14 protein-coding genes, 4 tRNA genes and 1 other RNA gene are annotated in these 19,749 nt (G+C 71.4%); 10 read left to right on the top strand and 9 right to left on the bottom strand.

All coding sequences use genetic code 11. From position 1 onward, the window contains the following. Nucleotides 1-53 precede the first annotated feature (53 nt). The 4 genes from ACFYW1_RS32550 to ACFYW1_RS32535 all read left to right on the top strand — a co-directional run bounded on the left by ACFYW1_RS32550 (nt 54) and on the right by ACFYW1_RS32535 (nt 5,211). The gene (locus tag ACFYW1_RS32550; protein ID WP_389001371.1) at nt 54-866 is read left to right on the top strand and encodes a toll/interleukin-1 receptor domain-containing protein; all 813 of its coding nucleotides are present in this window, start codon (nt 54-56) and stop codon (nt 864-866) included. A gap of 83 nt (nt 867-949) precedes the next feature. Continuing rightward, the gene (locus tag ACFYW1_RS32545; protein WP_389001368.1) at nt 950-2,848 is read left to right on the top strand and encodes a hypothetical protein; all 1,899 of its coding nucleotides are present in this window, start codon (nt 950-952) and stop codon (nt 2,846-2,848) included. Continuing rightward, nucleotides 2,845-4,179, top strand: a complete 1,335-nt coding sequence (locus ACFYW1_RS32540) for a hypothetical protein (RefSeq protein WP_389001365.1) — start codon at nt 2,845-2,847, stop codon at nt 4,177-4,179. Before ACFYW1_RS32545 ends, ACFYW1_RS32540 begins: the two co-directional genes overlap by 4 nt. A gap of 753 nt (nt 4,180-4,932) precedes the next feature. Beyond that, nucleotides 4,933-5,211, top strand: coding sequence for a helix-turn-helix transcriptional regulator (locus ACFYW1_RS32535; protein ID WP_389001362.1), 279 nt, complete (start codon nt 4,933-4,935; stop codon nt 5,209-5,211). A gap of 74 nt (nt 5,212-5,285) precedes the next feature. Here the strand turns inward: ACFYW1_RS32535 and ACFYW1_RS32530 are convergent. Beyond that, nucleotides 5,286-5,373, bottom strand: a tRNA-Ser gene (locus ACFYW1_RS32530). Nucleotides 5,374-5,515: 142 nt separating this feature from the next. Between ACFYW1_RS32530 and ffs the strand changes: the two genes are divergently transcribed. The 6 genes from ffs to ACFYW1_RS32500 all read left to right on the top strand — a co-directional run bounded on the left by ffs (nt 5,516) and on the right by ACFYW1_RS32500 (nt 14,633). Next, nucleotides 5,516-5,612: signal recognition particle sRNA small type (gene ffs / locus ACFYW1_RS32525), an RNA gene on the top strand. 94 nt (nt 5,613-5,706) lie between these two features. Continuing rightward, nucleotides 5,707-7,890, top strand: coding sequence for a DNA polymerase III subunit gamma and tau (locus ACFYW1_RS32520; RefSeq protein WP_389001359.1), 2,184 nt, complete (start codon nt 5,707-5,709; stop codon nt 7,888-7,890). Nucleotides 7,891-8,160: 270 nt separating this feature from the next. After that, nucleotides 8,161-9,411, top strand: a complete 1,251-nt coding sequence (gene purD / locus ACFYW1_RS32515) for a phosphoribosylamine--glycine ligase (RefSeq protein WP_389001356.1) — start codon at nt 8,161-8,163, stop codon at nt 9,409-9,411. Between the two features lie 475 nt (nt 9,412-9,886). Next, nucleotides 9,887-11,776 (top strand): hypothetical protein, encoded by a 1,890-nt coding sequence (locus tag ACFYW1_RS32510; protein ID WP_389001353.1) that lies wholly within the window; start codon nt 9,887-9,889, stop codon nt 11,774-11,776. Nucleotides 11,777-11,983: 207 nt separating this feature from the next. Continuing rightward, nucleotides 11,984-13,447, top strand: coding sequence for a N,N-dimethylformamidase beta subunit family domain-containing protein (locus ACFYW1_RS32505; protein ID WP_389001350.1), 1,464 nt, complete (start codon nt 11,984-11,986; stop codon nt 13,445-13,447). A 271-nt stretch (nt 13,448-13,718) separates the two neighbouring features. Beyond that, nucleotides 13,719-14,633, top strand: a complete 915-nt coding sequence (locus ACFYW1_RS32500; protein ID WP_389001347.1) for a phosphoribosylaminoimidazolesuccinocarboxamide synthase — start codon at nt 13,719-13,721, stop codon at nt 14,631-14,633. Between the two features lie 61 nt (nt 14,634-14,694). On the opposite strand, the gene ACFYW1_RS32495 is transcribed toward ACFYW1_RS32500, so the two are convergent. From ACFYW1_RS32495 to ACFYW1_RS32460, 8 genes are all read right to left on the bottom strand, one after another. Then, nucleotides 14,695-14,767: transfer RNA gene (locus tag ACFYW1_RS32495), tRNA-Gly, on the bottom strand. Between the two features lie 22 nt (nt 14,768-14,789). After that, nucleotides 14,790-15,401, bottom strand: a complete 612-nt coding sequence (locus ACFYW1_RS32490) for a response regulator (RefSeq protein ID WP_389001344.1) — start codon at nt 15,399-15,401, stop codon at nt 14,790-14,792. After that, complete coding sequence (locus tag ACFYW1_RS32485; RefSeq protein ID WP_389001449.1) at nt 15,398-16,759, bottom strand: sensor histidine kinase; 1,362 nt, start codon at nt 16,757-16,759, stop codon at nt 15,398-15,400. Before ACFYW1_RS32485 ends, ACFYW1_RS32490 begins: the two co-directional genes overlap by 4 nt. 19 nt (nt 16,760-16,778) lie before the next feature. Continuing rightward, nucleotides 16,779-17,630, bottom strand: a complete 852-nt coding sequence (locus ACFYW1_RS32480; RefSeq protein WP_389001341.1) for an ABC transporter permease — start codon at nt 17,628-17,630, stop codon at nt 16,779-16,781. After that, entirely contained in the window at nt 17,627-18,655 is a 1,029-nt protein-coding gene (locus ACFYW1_RS32475; protein WP_389001338.1) for an ABC transporter ATP-binding protein, read from the bottom strand. Before ACFYW1_RS32475 ends, ACFYW1_RS32480 begins: the two co-directional genes overlap by 4 nt. Before the next feature lie 155 nt (nt 18,656-18,810). Further along, nucleotides 18,811-18,883, bottom strand: a tRNA-Gly gene (locus tag ACFYW1_RS32470). A 95-nt stretch (nt 18,884-18,978) separates the two neighbouring features. Then, nucleotides 18,979-19,050 (bottom strand) — tRNA-Gly (locus tag ACFYW1_RS32465). Nucleotides 19,051-19,284: 234 nt separating this feature from the next. Beyond that, on the bottom strand, nt 19,285-19,620 hold the full coding sequence (locus ACFYW1_RS32460) for an Lsr2 family protein (RefSeq protein ID WP_389001335.1): 336 nt from the start codon (nt 19,618-19,620) through the stop codon (nt 19,285-19,287). Nucleotides 19,621-19,749: the final 129 nt, after the last annotated feature.

The raw sequence follows: 19,749 nt of genomic DNA, 5'->3' as shown, positions 1-19,749 counted from the left end.
CTGCGCAGGTGTGTTCGCGCATCCGAAAATGAACTCACGGAATGGGATTTCGCATGCCTCTGATCTTTGTGAATTACCGCACCAATGACGAGGAAGCCACGGCAACCCTCGTGGACAGGGAGCTCTCAAGGGTATTCGGCAACGAGAACGTCTTCCGTGCGAGCAAGTCCATCGGCCCGGGCAGCCGGTACCCCAAGGAACTGCTCACCGCGGTGCGGCGCAGTGGTGTTCTGCTGGCGGTGATCGGCCCGCAGTGGCTGGAAGCCGGAGGCTCCGACGGCCGGAGCTCCTTGCACGACGAGGATGACTGGACCAGGCGGGAGATCCTGGAGGCTCTCGAAACCGGGGCTTTCGTCATCCCCCTCCTGGTGGGCGGGGCGAAGCGACTCGGACGGGAGGACCTTCCGGCGGAGTTGGAAGAGCTTGCCGATTGTCAGTACCGCCGGTTCAACCACCGCAACGCGGAAGCCGATCTGTCACGGCTGGTGGATGACCTGGTGAGGCTGTTGCCGGAGCTCGAGACCGCCGCGCGGAACCACGGTTACGAGGGTCGTCCGGAGAAGCCGGACGGCGGCGGGCACGAGGGCGGAGACGAGTCCGGGGCCGCTCGGGTGAGGGCCGGAGTGATCAAGCACCGTCAGCGCGGTGGCATCGGCAACCTCAACGGTGATTTCTCCGGAACGTTCGTCAGTGAACCCAAAGGCCCGGTGCATACGGGGAGCGGGCATCTCTACCAGGCCCGTGAGCAGTCCTTCGGGCCGCGCGTCTCCGGTGACGGGGGCGTCGTCAACTACGTGGCCGAGAACCACGGCACGGTCCGGCAGCGCTCGAACCGGAGCGAACGCCCTGTGGACGGGGATCGTTGACCGGCAGGGGGAGCACCACGCGGATCAGCAACCCGCGGGCAGCCGTTCACAGCGGCAGTGGGGACCAGTACAACGTCACCTGGGTGATCGGTGCGAACGAGGGCCTGGTCAGAACCGGAGTCGCGCGACTGGAGATCGTACGCGAGCACCGTCGGCGGCTTGCCAAGTGCTTCGTGTATCCGCGTGGCTACGGCCAAGCCGCCGACCGGCTGACACTTCCCGGCGCGGTGGTTCTCCTGGACGGTCCTCCCGGGACGGGACGGCGTTCGGCGGCAACCATGTTGCTGGAGAAGGCGTCGGTTGCCGGGGGCAGGGTCGAGGAACTGCCGTCGAGTTGGGAAGAAGGCAATCCCGACACGTCAGCGGACGACCGTTACCTGCTGGACCTGTCCGGTGTGACCGACGCGGACTATCCCGCCGCCCAGCGCACACTCATGCGTTATCGATCACTCGTCGAGCAATGCGGTGCGCGCATGGTCGCCGTTCTTCCCACAGGGCTGGGATGGCTGATCGACCCGGATCTTTCCCCGCTGGTGGTGCCCCTCGAACGGCCGCGTGGGCGTGCGGTCTTCAGCCGGTACCTGCGGGTACGTGGCTTGGCGTTCGATCCCGATCAGCTGGCCACCGACGAACTGACCCACATGTTCACCACAGCTCCCATGCGGGAGCTGTCCCGACTGGGAGAACTGGTCGTCCAGGCGCGGGACAGCAATCGATACGGCTCCCGTTTCGTGAACTGGCGGGACGAGGCCGTGGCCGCCGCGACCAACTGGTCCGACGAGGTGTCCAGGCACCTGCGGCAGCATCGGAGCGTTCCGGAGCGGGCCCTCCTGCTCACGGCGGCCATGACCAGCGGCGCGTCGGCGGAGACGGTGCTGGCCTCTGCGCACGTCCTGCTGGACGTGCTCCGCCACCAGCCGGACGAGACCCCCCGGCTGGCCCAGGCCGACTTGGGTGAGCAACTGGAAGTGCTGTCCCTCGAACGGGAGGGGGACGGAAGGGTGCGGTTCAGAAGACTTGCCTACGACAGCGCGGTCAGAAAGCACTTCTGGGAGAACTTCCCCGACCTCCGTCCGAGCTTTCGGGACTGGGTGGGCCGGTGCATGGAGCTTCCCGGGCTCAGGACGGAGGAACGCGCGCACCTGGTTGCCCGATTCGCGGAACAGGCGCTTTCCACCGGTCGTCCAGATGATCTGCGCGTACTCGTCGAGAAGTGGACGCGTTCCTCGGCGGGCGGGCGACTGCGTGCCGAAGCCGCGGCGGCACTGGAGTTCGGACTCAGCCATGACGAGTACGGCTCGCGCTTCAGGGCGCAGGTGTACGGCTGGGCGACGGCAGCGCGTATTTCCCCGGATCTGGCACGTGTACTCATTGATGTCTGCCAGCAGGTGATGGCCGTGACCCATCCCGAACAGGCCATGGTCAGACTTCGGCACCTCGCTCTGCGCCAGGAGACGACAGCGGGCGACGCCGCGGCTGCCCGTTCGGCCCTGCTGGAACTGGCCCGGGCAAATCGGCGGCTGTACAGGCGACTGGTCCAACGGTTGCTGAGTACGGGGACAACAGGTCTGGGCACGAACATGGTCCTGGAATTGCTGGACCCTGCCGAACTGCGCATCGTGCCGCCCTGGCAGGAGTTCACTCTGGCCTGGCGGGCGACCATGACCGCGAAGCCGGCAGCTGTCTGGACTTCCCTCGTGCGGCACTGGCTCACGGCTCTGATCGAGCACCGCGCCGAGGACAAGGTCCTGAGCGCTTTGCTGCTTGCGGCCTCGGGCGATCGCGAGCTGCTGAATCTCCTCTACGTGACCGTGTGCGACTGGGCCGCCCGGGCCCCCGCCGCCACATCGACGGACACACGAGCACAACGCGACGACCGGTCTCGGATCGCTGACCGGTTCTGCCGAGAGATCGACCTGGTGCAGGGGGTCGGCGGAGCACGTTCCGGTTCCGGCACACGAAAGGCAAGGGAGAATTCATGAAGCTTCACCACATGACACGCCTCATGTCTGCCGGCTTGGTTGCCGGTGCCCTGGCGCTGGGCGCCGCCCTCGACTGGCCGATCTGGATCTGGTTCCTCCTGCCCGCTCTCGCAGCCGGTGCGATTCTGGCCGACATGCGTGTGTCGAGCGCTGTGGAAGGCGGCTCGTCCCCGTTTCCGGAGGAGGACGAGGAAAGCACTGCAGAGCCTCCGCCCGAAGCTCCCTACTCGGATACTTCCGTGGTGGTGGTACCGGTACAGAGCGCCTTGGAGGACTGCCCGTTCCTTTTCTCGGCGACCATCTGGTGGCGGGAGGCCGAAGGGGCGATCTCCCTGCCGCACGGAAATCCGGCTGCTCTGGCAGCAACGTCCATTCTGCAGCGCGTGCAGCACGTGACCATGGCGGAACATCCTGTCCGCTGCACTTTTCTGGGGCACTGGTTGGAGGGTGTGCTCGGCACTCCGACGACTGATGATTCCGGAACGGTGACCTCTTACGCCACCGATGTCCGCCTCGTCCTGAGGCAGGGGGACCAGGAACACCTGGACGAGCTGGATGGCCTGCGCAAGGCCATGGGCACTTGGGAGAGCCGTCGACAACATGAACGCAATCTCCGCGCCTACCTGGGTGAGGAAGTGCTGCAGAGCCCCGGCAGTGCGGTGGTCTGGTGGATGGCGCGTCACGATGACGAGATCGAGCGCGCGGTGGAGATGATCGCGCCCTTGACCGTTCTTTCCGCCGCTGCCAACGACCAGGAGATTCCGGACAAGTTCTTCGACCTGTTCGTGTCTCGTGACGATTCGACCGGCAGCGAGCCCGCGGGCGGGTTCGGCCACCCGGAACCGCTCGACGATGAAATTCCTCCGAGGGAGGAGCCACGCACACGCTCGGAGGGGTACTCGGCGCCGCCCGGTGAACGTGCCTCCGCCCTTTTGGACGAGATGGGATTCCCCCAGGGATCGGCCGAGCGGGCTGCGTTCGTTCACCGCCTCGCCCGGATGTCGGATGAGGCGGGTCGGTCGGATGCGGCGGAAAGCATCCGCAGGGTACTGCGCCGGGAAGAGAATCTCGCCGCCGGATCCCATGAGGAATGGGTGGGGGGAAGCACGCCGGTGTCTGATGCCGGTCCGCCGCCTCCGAGTGAGGACGAGGCGTCAGCGGCAGGCGGCGATGCCGTGCATCGAGCCGACACGGTAGGGGAGTCCCGGCCCGGCGGCTGGCAGGTCACACCGACAGGGGAGGTCTCGGAAGCGGAGACTCCTGATCGATCCGGTTCCTGCGACTCGGTGCAGAACCGTCCTGAAGACGGAGACCAAGGGGTGGAGCGTTGACCTTTCCACCGTCAGGTGATGCCTTCACCCGTATCTGCAGATGGGTGGAGACCCGGTACGCCGATACGCATCTCTGCGCGTTTCCGGAAACCACTGCCACGCCTTTCTGCGATAAGGCTGTATCGCTGGACGGTTTGCGTTCCGATATCGGCCGACAAGACTCCGATGACCGCGCACGTGCTGATGCCTGGTGCCACATCGCACACCACATTCGCGAAGAGGCGGAGACCGGGCGGGCGGACCGATGGGTGCTGATCGCCCTCTGGTTGCTCGCCCCCCGCCTGCGAGGAGCGGCACGAGCGATTGCCCGCCGCACGGGGGCGGAACGGGACGACGTGTGCTCTGCGCTGCTGGAAGGAGTGCTGGCGAGCACACGGACCTTCGGTGAGACGGATGCCATGGGGGTGGAGCAGTACCTGGTTGATTCGGCGTTCGCCGCCGGATGGCGGACCGGTCGGCGGAACGCTCACGAAACCCTGTCGGGAGAGTGGGACACGAGCCAGGGCCCGGCGTGCGACGGGTGTGAGACGCCGTCGCCGGTCGGCGACCTGGTGAGGGTCGACGGGATGTCCGCAGCACTTGTCCGGAGGGCGCAGGGCGAGCGACTGGGATCTCTGGCGCACAGGTTGGGGCTCTTGACGCATGTGCGCCAGGTGCGCCGACTCCGTCGTGCAAGGTCACGCCCGGGGCGTGACGGCGCACACCGTGCATCGGCGGGGCAGCAATGTCTGTTCGAGATGGAGGAGTACACAGATGACGCGCCGTGACGAGTCGGTTCCTTTCTCGGAGCTCTTCGGGCTCCCCCTGGAGGTGGGTCTGAGGACAGCGGCGAAGGCGCTGAATCTGAGCCCGAGCACCGCGTACAGGCGGGCAGCCCATGGAGGCTTCCCATGCCCCCTCCGGAGGAAGGGGCGAACCTACGTCGTGCGTCTGCCCGACCTGATGCGAGGGCTCGGTATCCAGGACGTGCGAGTGCTCTACGACGATGTCGAGGCCGGGGCGAGGTTCGCCGGAGAGAAGGCCGACTCCTAGCCACGCTGCCGTCGGCACTCGGGACCGGCGAACGCCAGAGGGCCGGACCGCAAAAGCGGTCCGGCCCTCTGGGCTGGCGGAGGATACGAGATTCGAACTCGTGAGGGGTTGCCCCCAACACGCTTTCCAAGCGTGCGCCCTAGGCCACTAGGCGAATCCTCCGCCGCAAACAATACAAGACGTTGAGGGGTGCTTGCGAACCTGTTCGCCTCAAGATCGTTCCGGGGGTCCTCCGAAGGGCTTTCGGAGGGGCGGGGAGGGCGGGGAGGTGGACCGGTGGGGGTGGGGATCGGTTAAGGTGGGCGTCAGCCCCTCACGTGGCGCTATCTGACTGAACTCCCCCAGGGCCGGAAGGCAGCAAGGGTAGGTCGGCTCTGGCGGGTGCGTGGGGGGCCCTTGTGTTTTCCGGGGGCGGTGTTCCCGGGGGCCGGGGCACGGGGCGGGCTTCGGCCGGGCCGGGGTCGGTTGTCAGTCGGCCCGGATAACCTCGTATGTGTGTCGTCCCTTGCGCTGTACCGCCGCTATCGCCCCGAGTCGTTCGCCGAGGTCATCGGGCAGGAGCATGTCACCGACCCGCTGCAGCAGGCCCTGCGGAACAACCGGGTCAATCACGCGTACCTGTTCAGCGGTCCGCGCGGGTGCGGCAAGACGACCAGTGCGCGCATCCTGGCCCGCTGTCTGAACTGCGAGCAGGGGCCGACGCCCACGCCGTGCGGGGAGTGCCAGTCCTGCCGGGACCTCTCGCGCAACGGGCCGGGATCGATCGACGTCATCGAGATCGACGCCGCGTCGCACGGTGGCGTGGACGACGCCCGTGATCTGCGGGAGAAGGCGTTCTTCGGGCCCGCCTCCAGCCGTTACAAGATCTACATCATCGACGAGGCGCACATGGTCACCTCGGCGGGGTTCAACGCCCTGCTGAAGGTGGTCGAGGAGCCGCCGGAGCACCTCAAGTTCATCTTCGCGACCACCGAGCCCGAGAAGGTCATCGGCACCATCCGGTCGCGTACGCACCACTACCCCTTCCGGCTCGTCCCGCCGGGGACGCTGCGCGAGTACCTCGCCGAGGTCTGCGGCAGGGAGAACAGCCCCGTCGAGGACGGCGTGCTGCCGCTGGTCGTGCGGGCCGGTGCCGGGTCCGTGCGTGACTCGATGTCGGTGATGGACCAGTTGCTCGCCGGCGCCGGCGACGACGGTGTGACATATGCCATGGCGACCTCGCTGCTCGGTTACACCGACGGCTCGTTGCTCGACTCGATCGTGGACGCCTTCGCGGCGGGCGACGGGGCCGCGGCGTTTGAGGTCGTGGACCGGGTGATCGAGGGCGGCAACGATCCGCGCCGCTTCGTGGCCGATCTCCTGGAGCGGCTGCGCGACCTGGTGATCCTGGCCGCCGTGCCGGACGCGGGGGAGAAGGGGCTGATCGACGCCCCCGCCGATGTCGTCGAGCGGATGCAGGCCCAGGCGTCCGTCTTCGGCGCCGCGGAGCTGAGCCGCGCCGCCGACCTGGTCAACACGGGGCTCACGGAGATGCGCGGGGCGACCTCGCCGCGGCTCCAGGTCGAGCTGATCTGCGCCCGGGTGCTGCTTCCCGCCGCCTTCGACGACGAGCGTTCGCTCCAGGCCCGGCTCGACCGGCTGGAGCGCGGCGCCTCCTTCGCGACGGCGGGCCCGGGCCCCGCCATGGGGTACGTACCCGGGCCCGAGGCCCTGGCCCACGCGCCGGTGCCCGCCGCCCCGCCCGTGCCGCCCGGCGGTGGGCCCGCCGCAGCGCGTGCCGCGGTACGGGGCGAGGCGCCCGCGCCCGCACCTGCCCCCGAGCCCGCCCCGGCTCCGGTGACGCCGCCCGTCGCACCCGCCGCACCCGCGCAGCCCATGGCCCCGGTCGCCCAGCAGCCGTCGGGCGGGGCCCCGGCCCCCGCGGGCGGCCAGCGCCCCGGGGCCTGGCCCACCGCGGCCGCGCCGGAGTCGGGACGCCGCCCCGGCGGCTGGCCGACCGCCTCCGCCCCCGGCCGGTCGCCCGCCCCGCAGGCCGCGTCGGTCCCGGCCGCCGCGCCCGCGCCACCGGCGCACGCCGCCGCCGAGCCGAGCCCGGGCATGGCCCAGGGCGCCGCCCAGGTGCGGAACATGTGGCCGGACATCCTGGAGGCCGTGAAGAACCGCCGCCGGTTCACCTGGATCCTGCTCAGCCAGAACGCCCAGGTCACCGGCTTCGACGGCACCACCCTGCAGATCGGCTTCCTCAACGCGGGCGCGCGCGACAACTTCTCGGGCAGCGGCAGCGAGGACGTGCTGAAGCAGGCACTTGCCGAACGGTTCAACGCGCAGTGGAAGATCGAGGCGATCGTCGACCCGTCGGGAGGCGCGGGCGCCCCGCCGCAGGTCGGCGGGGGACGTCCCTCCGCCGCTCCGCCGATGGCGCAGCGCCCGGCTCCCGCACCTCAGCAGAGCTACGAGCCCCGGCCGGCCCCGGCGCCCGCCCCCGCCTCGACGGCCCCGGCCGCCGCGCAGTCCGCGCCCCAGCCGTACTCCGCCCCCGAGGCGCCGCGCGCGGTCGCCCCCGAGGACGACATCCCCGAGGCCGACGACCCGGATCTCGTCGACTCGGCGCTCTCCGGGCACGAGCTGATCGTCCGTGAACTGGGGGCCACGGTCGTCGAGGAGTACACCAACGAGTAGAGCGGGCAGGGGCCGGAAGGACGGGAAGGCCCCGGAGGACGGGCAGGGACCCGGAGGACGGGAAGGGCGCGGGGGCGTGGTCCGCGACCGACGTTCGTGACCCGCGGTCGACGACTCACAGCCGGTGACCTGCGGCTCGCGACCCGTGGTACGGCTCGGGCTCGGGCGGGTGACCGGGCCGCCGGGCGCGGGTGAGCGGTCGGATCGTCCGGGTGTCCGCGGGGCGGCGCGCGTCGAGGGGGCCGCGCCCCGGCGGTTAGGCTGCACCCCGTGAAGGTCCTCGTCATCGGCGGCGGCGCCCGCGAACACGCCCTGTGCCGCTCTCTGTCCCTCGACCCCGACGTCACCGCTCTGTACTGCGCTCCCGGCAACGCCGGCATCGCGGAGGTGGCCGAACTGCACCCGGTCGACGCCCTCGACGGCGACGCCGTCGCGCGCCTCGCCACCGACCTGGGCGCCGGACTGGTGGTCGTCGGCCCGGAGGCGCCGCTCGTCGCCGGGGTCGCCGACGCCGTGCGCGCCGCGGGCATCCCCTGCTTCGGTCCTTCCCGGGAAGCGGCCCGGCTGGAGGGTTCCAAGGCGTTCGCCAAGGACGTGATGGCCGGGGCGGGCGTCCCGACCGCCCGCAGCTACGTCTGCACCACCCCGGCGGAGATCGACACCGCCCTCGACGCCTTCGGCGCCCCGTACGTCGTCAAGGACGACGGACTCGCCGCGGGCAAGGGCGTCGTCGTCACCGACGACGTCGAGGCGGCCCGCGCCCACGCCCTGGCCTGCGACCGCGTGGTCATCGAGGAGTTCCTCGACGGCCCCGAGGTGAGCCTCTTCGCGATCACGGACGGCACCACCGTGCTGCCGCTCCAGCCCGCGCAGGACTTCAAGCGCGCCCTGGACGGCGACGAGGGCCCGAACACCGGCGGCATGGGCGCGTACTCCCCCCTTCCGTGGGCCGACCCCAAGCTGGTCGACGAGGTCATGGAGACGGTGCTCCAGCCGACCGTCGACGAGCTCCGCCGCCGCGGCACCCCGTTCTCCGGACTGCTGTACGCGGGCCTCGCGATCACCTCGCGCGGTGTCCGGGTGATCGAGTTCAACGCCCGTTTCGGCGACCCCGAGACCCAGGTGGTCCTGGCCCGTCTGCAGACCCCGCTGGCCGGTGTCCTGCTGGGCTCCGCCAACGGCACCCTCGACGAGCTGCCCCCGCTCACGTGGCGCGACGAGGCCGCCGTCACCGTGGTCATCGCCTCGCACAACTACCCGGGCACGCCGCGCACGGGGGACCCCATCGAGGGACTCGACGACGTGGCGGCACAGGATGCCCCGCACGCGTACGTCCTGCACGCCGGTACGAAGAAGGACGGCGACACGATCGTCAGCGCGGGCGGCCGGGTGCTGTCCGTGACCGCGACCGGCAAGGACCTCGCCGAGGCCCGTGAGCGCGCCTACACGGCCGCGGGCCGGATCCGGCTCGACGGTTCGCAGCTCCGCACCGACATCGCCCGCAAGGCCGCGGGAGGCTGAGACCGGCCGCCCGGCGGGCGGCGGGATCCCGACGCGGGGCAGGCCGACCGGCCTGCCCCGCGTCGCGTCGCCCCGCCCGCCGGCTCACCGGCTCTTCGGCCGCCCCTCATCGGCACATCTCATCGACGCACACGCGCGCGCCACGCCCCTGCGCGCACAGTGCGCCGCACCGTGCCGCATGGCACAGCGCCGCACAGCGCACCGCACCTCCGCCCCGCGCGCAGCGCCATGTGCCGCGCCGTTCCGTGCCGGAACGCGCCGATGCCCCAAGGGCGGCAGCGCGTCAGCACCTTTGCCCAAAGCCATTCCATCGAGTGACGACTGCGCCATCCGGATGACGCCTGCCGAGGCCCCAACTAGGGTGCGGCGCAAGCATTCCGGCACTTGGCCCACTGACATTGCGATGTCAGTGACGGGTGTCACAGTGGGGGAGTGAAGAACACCGCCGCGGGGACAGAGGGGGTGACATCCGGCCATGTCCGGTATCGGTACGAATGAGGAGCGGGGTGCGCCGGGTGCGCGCGCACGAGCTCTTGCCCTGCTGAGGATCCGCGGCTGGGCGACGGCCGCGGCGATCCTGCCGGCGGCGGTGGCCGTGGTCCTGTTCGTGGCGGGTGCCCAGGGCCATGCCGTGGGCGACGGTTGGGACACGGCCCGCTGGGTCGTGACGGCCTGCGCGGTCGTCGTGCTCCTGCTCGCCGCCGCCGTCGGGACGGCGATCGTACGGGCGAAGCCGGCGGTCAGCCCGACCGTTCCGCTCGCCGAGGAGGCCGCCCCCGACCTCTACCGCCTGGTCAGGGACCTCGCGGACCGGCTCGGGGTGCCCGCGCCCTCCGCGATAGCCCTGACGCCCGACTGCGACAGCTGGTTGGAGGACCGTACGCACCCCTCGGCGCAGTCGGCCGAGGCCCCTGTCGCGAGCCCCTCCGCACCGACCTCCCCGACCGCCCTCGCATCCGTGTCCGCATCCGCATCCGCGTCGCCCCGTGCAGTCGTCCCGCCCGGTACGGCCCCGGCGGGGCGTCCCGGCCGCAGCCGTCGGGTCCAGGCGGCTCCGGTGCTGGTCATCGGCTCGCCGTTCCTGTGGTGGATGAGGGTCGGGGAGCTGCGGGCGGTGCTCGCCCCGGTCGTCGCGGGCACGGGCCCCTCCGCGCATCCCGACATAGCCGCTGCCCGCCGTTTCGTACGGGGGCTGGACGGCGCGATCGCCGACGCGGCCGTGCCCGTGCCGGGGCCGCTGGCCGCGGTGCGCAGGGTGCCCCGCGTCTTCGCCGGCCGGATCGCCCGGCTGCTGCTGCGCGGTTGTCGCCATCACGCGGCGGAGATGGAGCGGAGCGTCGCCGCCGCCGCGTCGATCCGCGCCCAGGACGTGGACCACGGGCTGCGGATCGTCGCCCAGGAGCAGGTCGGCCTCGCCTACGCGGGCTGGGACCGGCTGCTCACCCGTGTCGCGCTGCCCGCCTGGCGGATGGGCCGCTGGCCCTCCCGGCTGGACGCCGGTGTGGTCTCCGCCCTGACCGAGCTCTCCCGGCGCGACCGGCTCGCCGACGGCTTCGCCGCGCGGCTCGGCGAACGCCCGGCCTGCGACCTGCTGGAGGAGCCGGGCGCCGCCGACGAGGCCGCGTCGCTGCTGGCGGCCCGGCTGTTCCACGGCGGGCCCGTACGCCCCGGGGCGGACTGGTCACCGGTCGACTGGCAGCAGTACCCGGAAGAGGTGGTGGACCGGAAGTGGCGCACCGAGGCCGCCCGCCTGCACCGGGTCCTCGACTCGATGGGCACGCCGGACGCCGCCCTCGCCCCCGCTCCCGCGCCCACCGGTACGGCCGCCCCCGGTTCCGTCGCTCCCGGCGCCGGTGGCCGGCCGCTCCGTACCGCCTGCTCCGTCGACGCGGGGGTGCCCACGCTGGCCCGGGTGGTCGACCACCTGGCGGGCCGGGCCGGGGGCGGTGAGGCGCTCGCCGCCGGGATCAGCGCCGCGCTGGCCCGGGAGGAGGCCGCGGCGGCCCGGCAGACCCCGTCCGGCAATGCGCCGGGCGCCTCCGGAGCGACCGGTGCGACCGGCCCCGCGCCGGACCCCTGGGGCCCCGACCCCCTCCCGTTCCTTCCGCTCCAGCCGCCCCGTACGGGCGCGGAGTTGCTCGCCGACCACGTCGTGGCGATGGTCTGCTGCGCCGCGGTGGACACGGCGGGCGCGGCGCCCGGCCTCGACTGGCTCGACGGCCCCGCCCTGCTCGTCGACGGCGAGCGCCGGGCGGACCTGGGCGGCCCCGTGCTCAGCCTGGTCGAGGACGGGGACGCGGAACCGCTGCGGTCCTGGCTCGCCTCGATCGGCGTACGCACCGACAAGCCCGTACGCCTCGTCTGACACACGGACCCGTTCCGTCACACCTCAACACCCGGAAGAGTGCGTTCCGTTCACGTCAATTCGCGACGAACGGTGACGGAGTGCGTGCGTTATGTGATGTGCTGGGGATCGACGCTGACATTCGCCACAGCGCTGTCGGCGCGTTGATGACGCATGGCCGCGGGTGGCTCGACTGTTGTTGCGGGGGAGCTGAGGGAGGGGACGGGTATGGGGGCGGAGCAGATTCGACGTTGGGAGTCGGGTGCCCTCGCGCACGCCGTCTCCGATCCCTTCGGCCAGGGCCCCCTGCCCTGGTTGCGCGGCAGCGAGAACTACTTCGACGACACCGGGCACGTCGTTCCCTGGTACGCCGATCCGGCCCTGACGCGCGGGTCCACCGACGGCGGCACCCGTACCGCCGACGACGTGCACCGGCAGATCAAGGGGTTCATCTCCACGGGCGCCGCCGCCCCCGGCGAGGCGGTCGACTTCCACATCACCGTGGACCCGCCCCGGCAGTTCTCCGTGGACATCTACCGCATCGGTCACTACGGCGGCGACGGCGCCGCCAAGATCACCACGAGTCCCCGGATCTCCGGCATCGTGCAGCCCGCCCCGCTCGCCGCCGACCGCACGGTCTCCTGCCACCACTGGTGGCAGTCCTGGCGTCTGCAGATCCCGAGCTACTGGTCGATCGGCGCGTACGTGGCCGTGCTCACCACGGTCGACGGGTACCGCTCCCACATCCCGTTCACGGTCCGCGACCAGCACCCGGCCGACCTGCTGCTGGTGCTGCCGGACATCACCTGGCAGGCGTACAACCTCTACCCGGAGGACGGCCGCACCGGCGCGAGCCTCTACCACGCCTGGGACGAGCAGGGCCGTCTCCTGGGCGAGGAGGACGCCGCGGTCACGGTCTCCTTCGACCGCCCCTACGCGGGCGCCGGACTGCCGCTGCACGTCGGGCACGCCTACGACTTCATCCGCTGGGCGGAGCGGTACGGCTACGACATCGCGTACGCGGACACCCGCGATCTGCACGCCGGCCGCGTCGACCCGAGCCGCTACCGGGGCCTGGTCTTCCCCGGCCACGACGAGTACTGGTCGGTGCCCATGCGCCGTACCGTCGAGAGCGCCCGCGACGGCGGCACCTCACTGGTGTTCCTCTCCGCGAACACCATGTACTGGCAGGTCAGCCTCTCCCCGTCGCCGTCCGGCGTCCCGGACCGCCTGCTGACCTGCCGAAAACGCCGCGGTCCGGGAAAGCCCGCGCTCTGGCGCGAGATCGACCGCCCCGAGCAGCAGGTCCTGGGCATCCAGTACGCGGGCCGGGTGCCCGATCCGCACCCCATGGTCGTGCGGAACGCCGAGCACTGGCTGTGGGAGGCGACGGGCGCCCGCGAGGGCGACGAACTCGCCGGGCTGGTCGCGGGCGAGGCCGATCGCTACTTCCCGCGCACCGCGCTCCCCGAGCACGAGAGCCGCATCCTGCTCGCCCACTCCCCGTACCTGGACAGCGAGGGCGTCAGACGCCACCAGGAGACGTCCGTGTACCGCGCCCCGTCCGGCGCCATCGTCTTCGCCTCGGGCACCTTCGCCTGGTCCCCGGCCCTGGACCGCCCCGGCCACGTGGACCCCCGTATCCAGCGGGCCACGGCCAACCTCCTCGACCGCATCTGCAAGCGCGACTGAAAGGCCCCGCGGCCGCGAGACCGGCGTGACCTGTGAGGTGTGTGAGGTGTACGTGACCTGCGTGCCCCGTACGACCCGTGAGGCGCGCGAGACGCACAGGGCCCATGAGGCGCCCGAGACCCGCATGACCCATGAGACGCACGAGACACCAGTGCCCCGTAATTGCCTCCAGGGACACGGCCGTCGGCGTCGTGGATGCCCCCGTTCCATGCCACCGCACCCGATACGGGAGAATCGGCACGACTCCTGGATCAACCTACGCGGAGGCAGCGTGTCCGGATTTGTAGAAAAGCCCGAACCAGTGCAGGTCCCGGGCCTCACCCACCTGCACACGGGCAAGGTGCGCGACCTGTACCGGAACGAGGCGGGCGACCTCGTCATGGTCGCCAGCGACCGCATGTCCGCGTACGACTGGGTCCTGCCGACCGAGATCCCGGACAAGGGCCGGGTGCTCACCCGTCTCTCGCTGTGGTGGTTCGACCAGCTCGCCGACCTGGTGCCGAACCACGTCCTGTCCACGGAGCTCCCCGCCGGGGCCCCCGCCGACTGGGCCGGCCGCACCCTGATCTGCAAGTCGCTGCGGATGGTCCCGGTCGAGTGCGTCGCCCGCGGCTACCTCACCGGCTCCGGCCTCGTCGAGTACCGGGAGTCCCGCACGGTCTGCGGCCTCCCGCTGCCCGAGGGCCTCGTCGACGGCTCCGAACTCCCGGAGCCGATCTTCACCCCCGCCACCAAGGCGGCCGTCGGCGACCACGACGAGAACGTGAGCTACGAGGAGGTGGCCCGTCAGGTCGGCGAGGAGACCGCCGACCGGCTGCGCCGCACCACGCTGGACGTGTACGGCAGGGCCCGTGACATCGCGCGCGAGCGCGGGATCATCCTCGCGGACACGAAGTTCGAGTTCGGCTTCGCGCCCGCGGCCGACGGCACCGAGGAACTGATCATCGCGGACGAGGTGCTGACCCCCGACTCCTCGCGCTTCTGGCCGGTGTCCGGCTGGGAGCCGGGCCGGGCCCAGCCCAGCTACGACAAGCAGTTCGTGCGCGACTGGCTGACCTCGCCGGCCTCCGGCTGGGACCGCGGGAGCGAGCAGCCGCCCCCGGCCCTGCCCCAGGAGATCGTGGACGCGACCCGGGCGAAGTACCTGGAGGCGTACGAACTCCTCACCGGCACGCCCTGGCAGTAGGACGGACCGAGGAACACGAAGAAGCCCCCGACCGGAAGGCCGGGGGCTTCTTGCTGAACCGAGCGGACGACCAGGTTCGAACTGGCGACCTCAACCTTGGCAAGGTTGCGCTCTACCAACTGAGCTACGTCCGCAAGCGCCGAAGCGCGAGACCCACTATACCCATCCCCGCTCCCGTGCGAGACGCACTGCGGCATGCCGGTTCTCCACCCCGAGCTTCGAGACGGCCGCCGACAGGTAGTTCCGGACGGTTCCCTGCGACAGCGAGGCCCGCTCCGCGATCTCCGCGACGGGCGCCCCGTCCGCCGCGAGTTCCAGCACCTCGGCCTCCCGGGCGGTCAGCGGAGAGTTCCCCGAGGAGATCGCGTCGGCCGCCAACTCCGGGTCCACGTAACGGTTTCCGGCATGCACGGTGCGGATGATCCCGGCGAGCTGACGGGCGCTGGCGGTCTTCGGGACGAAGGCCCGCACGCCCGCAGCCAGGGCCCGTTTGAGGTGTCCGGGCCGACCGTGACTCGTCACGATCATCGTCCGGCAGTCGGGCAGTTCGGTCCGCAGCGATGTGGCGACACTCACACCGTCGGCGCCGGGCATCTCCAGGTCGAGGACCGCCACATCGGGCCGGTGGGCCCGTGCCATGGCCAGCGCCTCCGGCCCGCTCGCCGCCTCCGCGACCACCACGAGGTCGTCCTCCAGGGCCAGCAGCGCGGCCAGCGCGCCCCGGATCAGGTGTTCGTCGTCGGCGAGCAGTACCCGCACGGCCGTCATCGTCGTTCCTCCCGGAGGGTGGTGGGCGCCGCGGGCCCCGGAACCACCCGTGCTTCTTCCGACGCCGCCCCCGCCGCCGTTTCCGTGTCCTCTGCTCCCGCCCCCGGCTTCGTGCGGGGCGGTGTCCGGGTCCGCGTGCCGGACAGCGGGATCGTCGCGGTGAGCCGGAACAGGCCGTTGCCGGCCGGGCCCGCGTCCAGCGAACCCTCCAGCGCGCGGAGCCGCTCCCGCAGCCCGGCCAGTCCGGAACCCCCGGAGCCGTCGGCCGCCCCGTCCGCCGCCGCCCCGTCGTTCTCCACCTGGAGCACCACCTCGTCCGCCGAGGCCCCCAGCCGGATCGTGCAGCGGCGCGGATCGCCGTGCCGCAGCACATTGGTCGCCGCTTCCCGCACGACCCAGCCGAGCGCCGCCTGCACGGGCGCGGGCAGCTCCCCGCCGGTGGCCCCCCGCACCTCGCACTCGATCCCGGCCGCGCTCAACACCCCGCGGGCCCCGGCCAGTTCCGTACTCAGATCGGCCTCCCGGTAGCCCCGTACGACATCGCGCACCTCCTGCTGCGAGGTACGGGCGATCCGCTGCACCTCGACCATCTGGTCCACCGCCTCCGGCCTGCCGCGCTGGGCCAGTTCCGCGGCCAGTTCGCTCTTCAGCGCGATCACGGCGAGATTGCGGCCCAGCACGTCGTGCATGTCCCGGCCGAACCGCAGCCGCTCCTCGGCGACCGCGAGCCGGGCCTGCAGGTCCCGGGCCTCCTCGGCCTGCCACATCACGCTCAGGCTCCAGGCACTTGGCCGTACGGAGACCAGGATGAGCGCGCAGCCGAAGAACGCCGTCAGCGCCACCCCGCCCAGCAGCCCGTTGCGCGCCCCGGCAGCGGCGAGGGCGCCGACGCTCAGCGCGGCGAAGGCGAGCGACTGGAGCAGGAAGGCGCGGACCGGGACCAGCAGGGCCTGCGTCGTCGCGAACGCCATCGGCGTGTTGATGAGCATGAGGAGCAGTCCCGCGTCGCTCACCCCGTCCACCCCGGCCAGCACCGACAGCAGCCCCAGGCTCACCAGGACCAGCGTCAGGGGCGGCAGCCGCCGGCGCCGGGGGAAGACGGACGCACCGAGGTAGTGCTCGAACGACGGGCGCACGTTGCGGTTGCTCAGCACGCACTGCACGATGCTCACGATCAGCAGGGTCAGGCCCAGGGCCAGCGGGAGCGGTTCGTGGTGGATGTCCGACTTGAAGGGGGCCACCTGCCACGCCAGGACGAAGAACCAGGGCATCGCCGAAATGGTCATCCGCGAGTACAGGTCGATCCGTTCCAGCTTGCTGCGCTGCTGCCAGGCGTGGCGCCAGCCCCGTACGAGCACCGACACGGCACGTCCCTTCTCAGCGGCGCGGTTCCCAGCGGAACCAACGCTGCACAGCAAACACGGCGAACGCGGTCCAGGCCAGCCCCGTCAGCGCGGCCACGAGCAGGTCGGAGCCCTCGGCCCCGCCCAGCCAGCCCGCCCGGACGAGCGTCATCGTCCCGGTCACCGGCAGGATCTCGCACACGGCCGCCACCCGTTCGGGCATGACCTCCAGCGGTACGAAGAGTCCCGAGCCCATCATCGAGACGAGGAACAGCGGGAGGGTGGTGAGCTGCGAGGTCTGCACGGTACGGGTGATCGCCGAGGTGGCCCCGGCCAGCGCCGTCAGCATCACCACGCCCAGCAGCAGCCCCGCCAGGAGCAGGTCGGGCCGCTTCGGCGCGTCGAGGTCGAAGAAGACCGTCCCGGCCACGACGATCACCACGATCTGGGCCAGCGCCAGCGCGGCCGACGGCAGCGCGGTCCCGACGAGGATCTCCCGGTCGGTGACCTCGCCGGTGCGCAGCCGCTTGAGGACCAGGTCCTCGCGCCGGGCCACGTACGACGAGACCATGTTCATGTAGACGGCCTGGATCAGCACGATGCCGATGCCGCCGGTGAGCGCCGCCCCGGCGACGCTCAGCCCGCTCCCGTCGAGGAGGGACGGCTTGAGCGTCGACTTCATCGCCAGGACCATGGCGGCGGGCATCAGCAGCGCCACGAAGACGGCCGTCCGGTTGCGGGCCAGCAGGGTGACCTCGGCGCGTCCGAGGGCGGTCAGCCGGTCCCGGACCGTGGTGGTGGTCGTCGCCCGCCCCGCCGGGGCGCCCGCCGCGACGGTGGTGCCGGTCTTCGTCCCGGTGGTGTCGCCGGTCGTCGTGGTCGTCATCGCACGGCCGCCTTTCCGTTCTCCGTCGCGCTCCGCGCGATGTCGAGGAATGCTTCTTCGAGGGAGGCCGACCGGGCGTCGAGGCCGATCAGCCGGACGTCCGACTGCCTCGCCCAGGTCAGCAGTTCGTCCAGGGACTCCTGGAGCCGGTGGGTGCGGATCTCGACCCGGCCGCCCTCGGCCGCGGCCCGCAGCGTCAGCGGAATCCGGGCCGCCGGGACCCCCTCGGGCAGGGTGAACCGGATGTGGGAGGGGCGGGAGGCCGTCACGTCGGCGGTGGTGCCCGCCGTCACGATCCGCCCCCGGTGCATGATCGCCAGCCGGTCGGCGAGCGTCTCGGCCTCCTCCAGGTAGTGCGTGGTGAGCAGGACGGTGGTGCCGCCCTCGCGCAGCTCGCGCACCAGCTTCCAGGTCTCGCGCCGCCCCTCGGCGTCGAGTCCGGTGGTCGGCTCGTCCAGGAACAGCACCTCGGGCCGGCCGAGCAGGGCCAGCGCCAGGTCGAGGCGGCGCCGCTCGCCGCCGGAGAGCTGCTTGACCCGCACCCGGGCCCGGTGGGAGAGCCCGACCAGCTCCAGCACCTCACCGGTCGGCCGGGCCCCGCTGGTGCACCCCGCCCACATCCGTACGGTCTCGGCGACCGTCAGGTCGGAGGGGAAGCCGCCCTCCTGGAGCATCACCCCGATCCGCGGCCGGACGAGGGCGCGCTCGCGGAACGGGTCGTGGCCCAGTACTCGGATCGCGCCGGAGTCGGGCGCGGCCAGGCCCTCCAGCAGTTCGACGGTGGAGGTCTTGCCGGCACCGTTCGTGCCGAGCAGGGCGAAGAGCTCGCCGCGCCCCACGGAGAAGGAGACACCGGCCACGGCCTCGAAGCCACCCGTGTAGCTGCGGTGCACGCCGTCGACCTCGATGACGGGATCGGCCACGGGAGCGGCGGGGGAGCCGGCCGCGGGACCGGTTGTGGAATCGGTCACGGGATCGGCTGCGGTGCCGCCCGCGCGGTCGCTGGGAATCTCGTCGCTGGTCATGTCCCCAGACTCCCGCCGGATCGGCGCCGCGCTCAGTGCGGGCTGTCACCACTGCTCATGACAAACGTCATGGACCGGTCCTCGGCGGTGAGGGGAGGGGAATACGGCGAAGGCCCCGGTCGAAATCGACCAGGGCCTTCAACAATCCGATCAAGAGCGGACGACGAGATTCGAACTCGCGACCCTCACCTTGGCAAGGTGATGCTCTACCAACTGAGCCACGTCCGCATTGCTGCCGCTCATTGTACTCCCGGAAGGAGTTCTCCGTGCGGTGCGAGCAACACTCTACCCGATCCACCGAAGTGGTCGTTGGAGCGATGCAGAGCGGGTGACAGGAATTGCACACTGCGCCTTCCCCCTGGAAGGGGGATGTTCTACTACTGAACTACACCCGCACGCTGCGTGGGGTTCGGCTTTTCGGCCTTGCCCCTCGGCGTGCTCCAGACTTTAGCCGACCTGCGGGGGTGTAGCGCAAGTCGGTGCCCGAGCGGTGTCGTCGCGGGGTGCTCCGGACGGCTCCGGGAAGGCGTTCCGGCCGGTCCGGCCGGGTGGTGCGGCCGGGCGGGCGAGGGTCGCCCGCCGCCCGGTCCGGGACGCGGCGTTCCGGCCGGGGCGGCGGGCGCCCCGGCTCAACTCGCTTCGCGGAACGCCTCGTAGACCCTCTTCGGGATGCGGCCGCGGGCCGGCACGTCCATCCGGTGGGAGCGGGCCCAGGCCCGTACGGCCGCCGGGTCGGGGGCGAGCGAGGTGTGCCGGTACGCCACGGGCTTCTTGCCGTGTCTGCCGCCGACGGTCTGCTTCCGGCCGGCCGCCATGTACGGCGCGAGGGCCTTGCGCAGTTTCTTGGCATTGGACGGATTGAGGTCGATCTCGTACGACTTCCCGTCCAGGGCGAACGTGACCGTTTCCGCCGCTGCTCCCCCGTCGATGTCGTCGAAGAGCGTGACCACTACGCGTTGAGCCACGGATATCGGTCCTTTCCTGCGGCACCGGAGCTTCTGATGCGAACCGATGCCGGCCTACTGGCTGCCAGGTCCTGTGCGGCGGATACGGGGCCGACGGTTGTCGGCCGTTTAAGGGCAATGCTGCATTCC

Source organism: Streptomyces sp. NPDC002669 (genome assembly GCF_042889165.1).
Taxonomy (GTDB): Bacteria; Actinomycetota; Actinomycetes; order Streptomycetales; family Streptomycetaceae; genus Streptomyces.
Note: the sequence above shows the minus strand (reverse complement) of the source record. Positions and strands in the feature narration are given on the sequence as shown.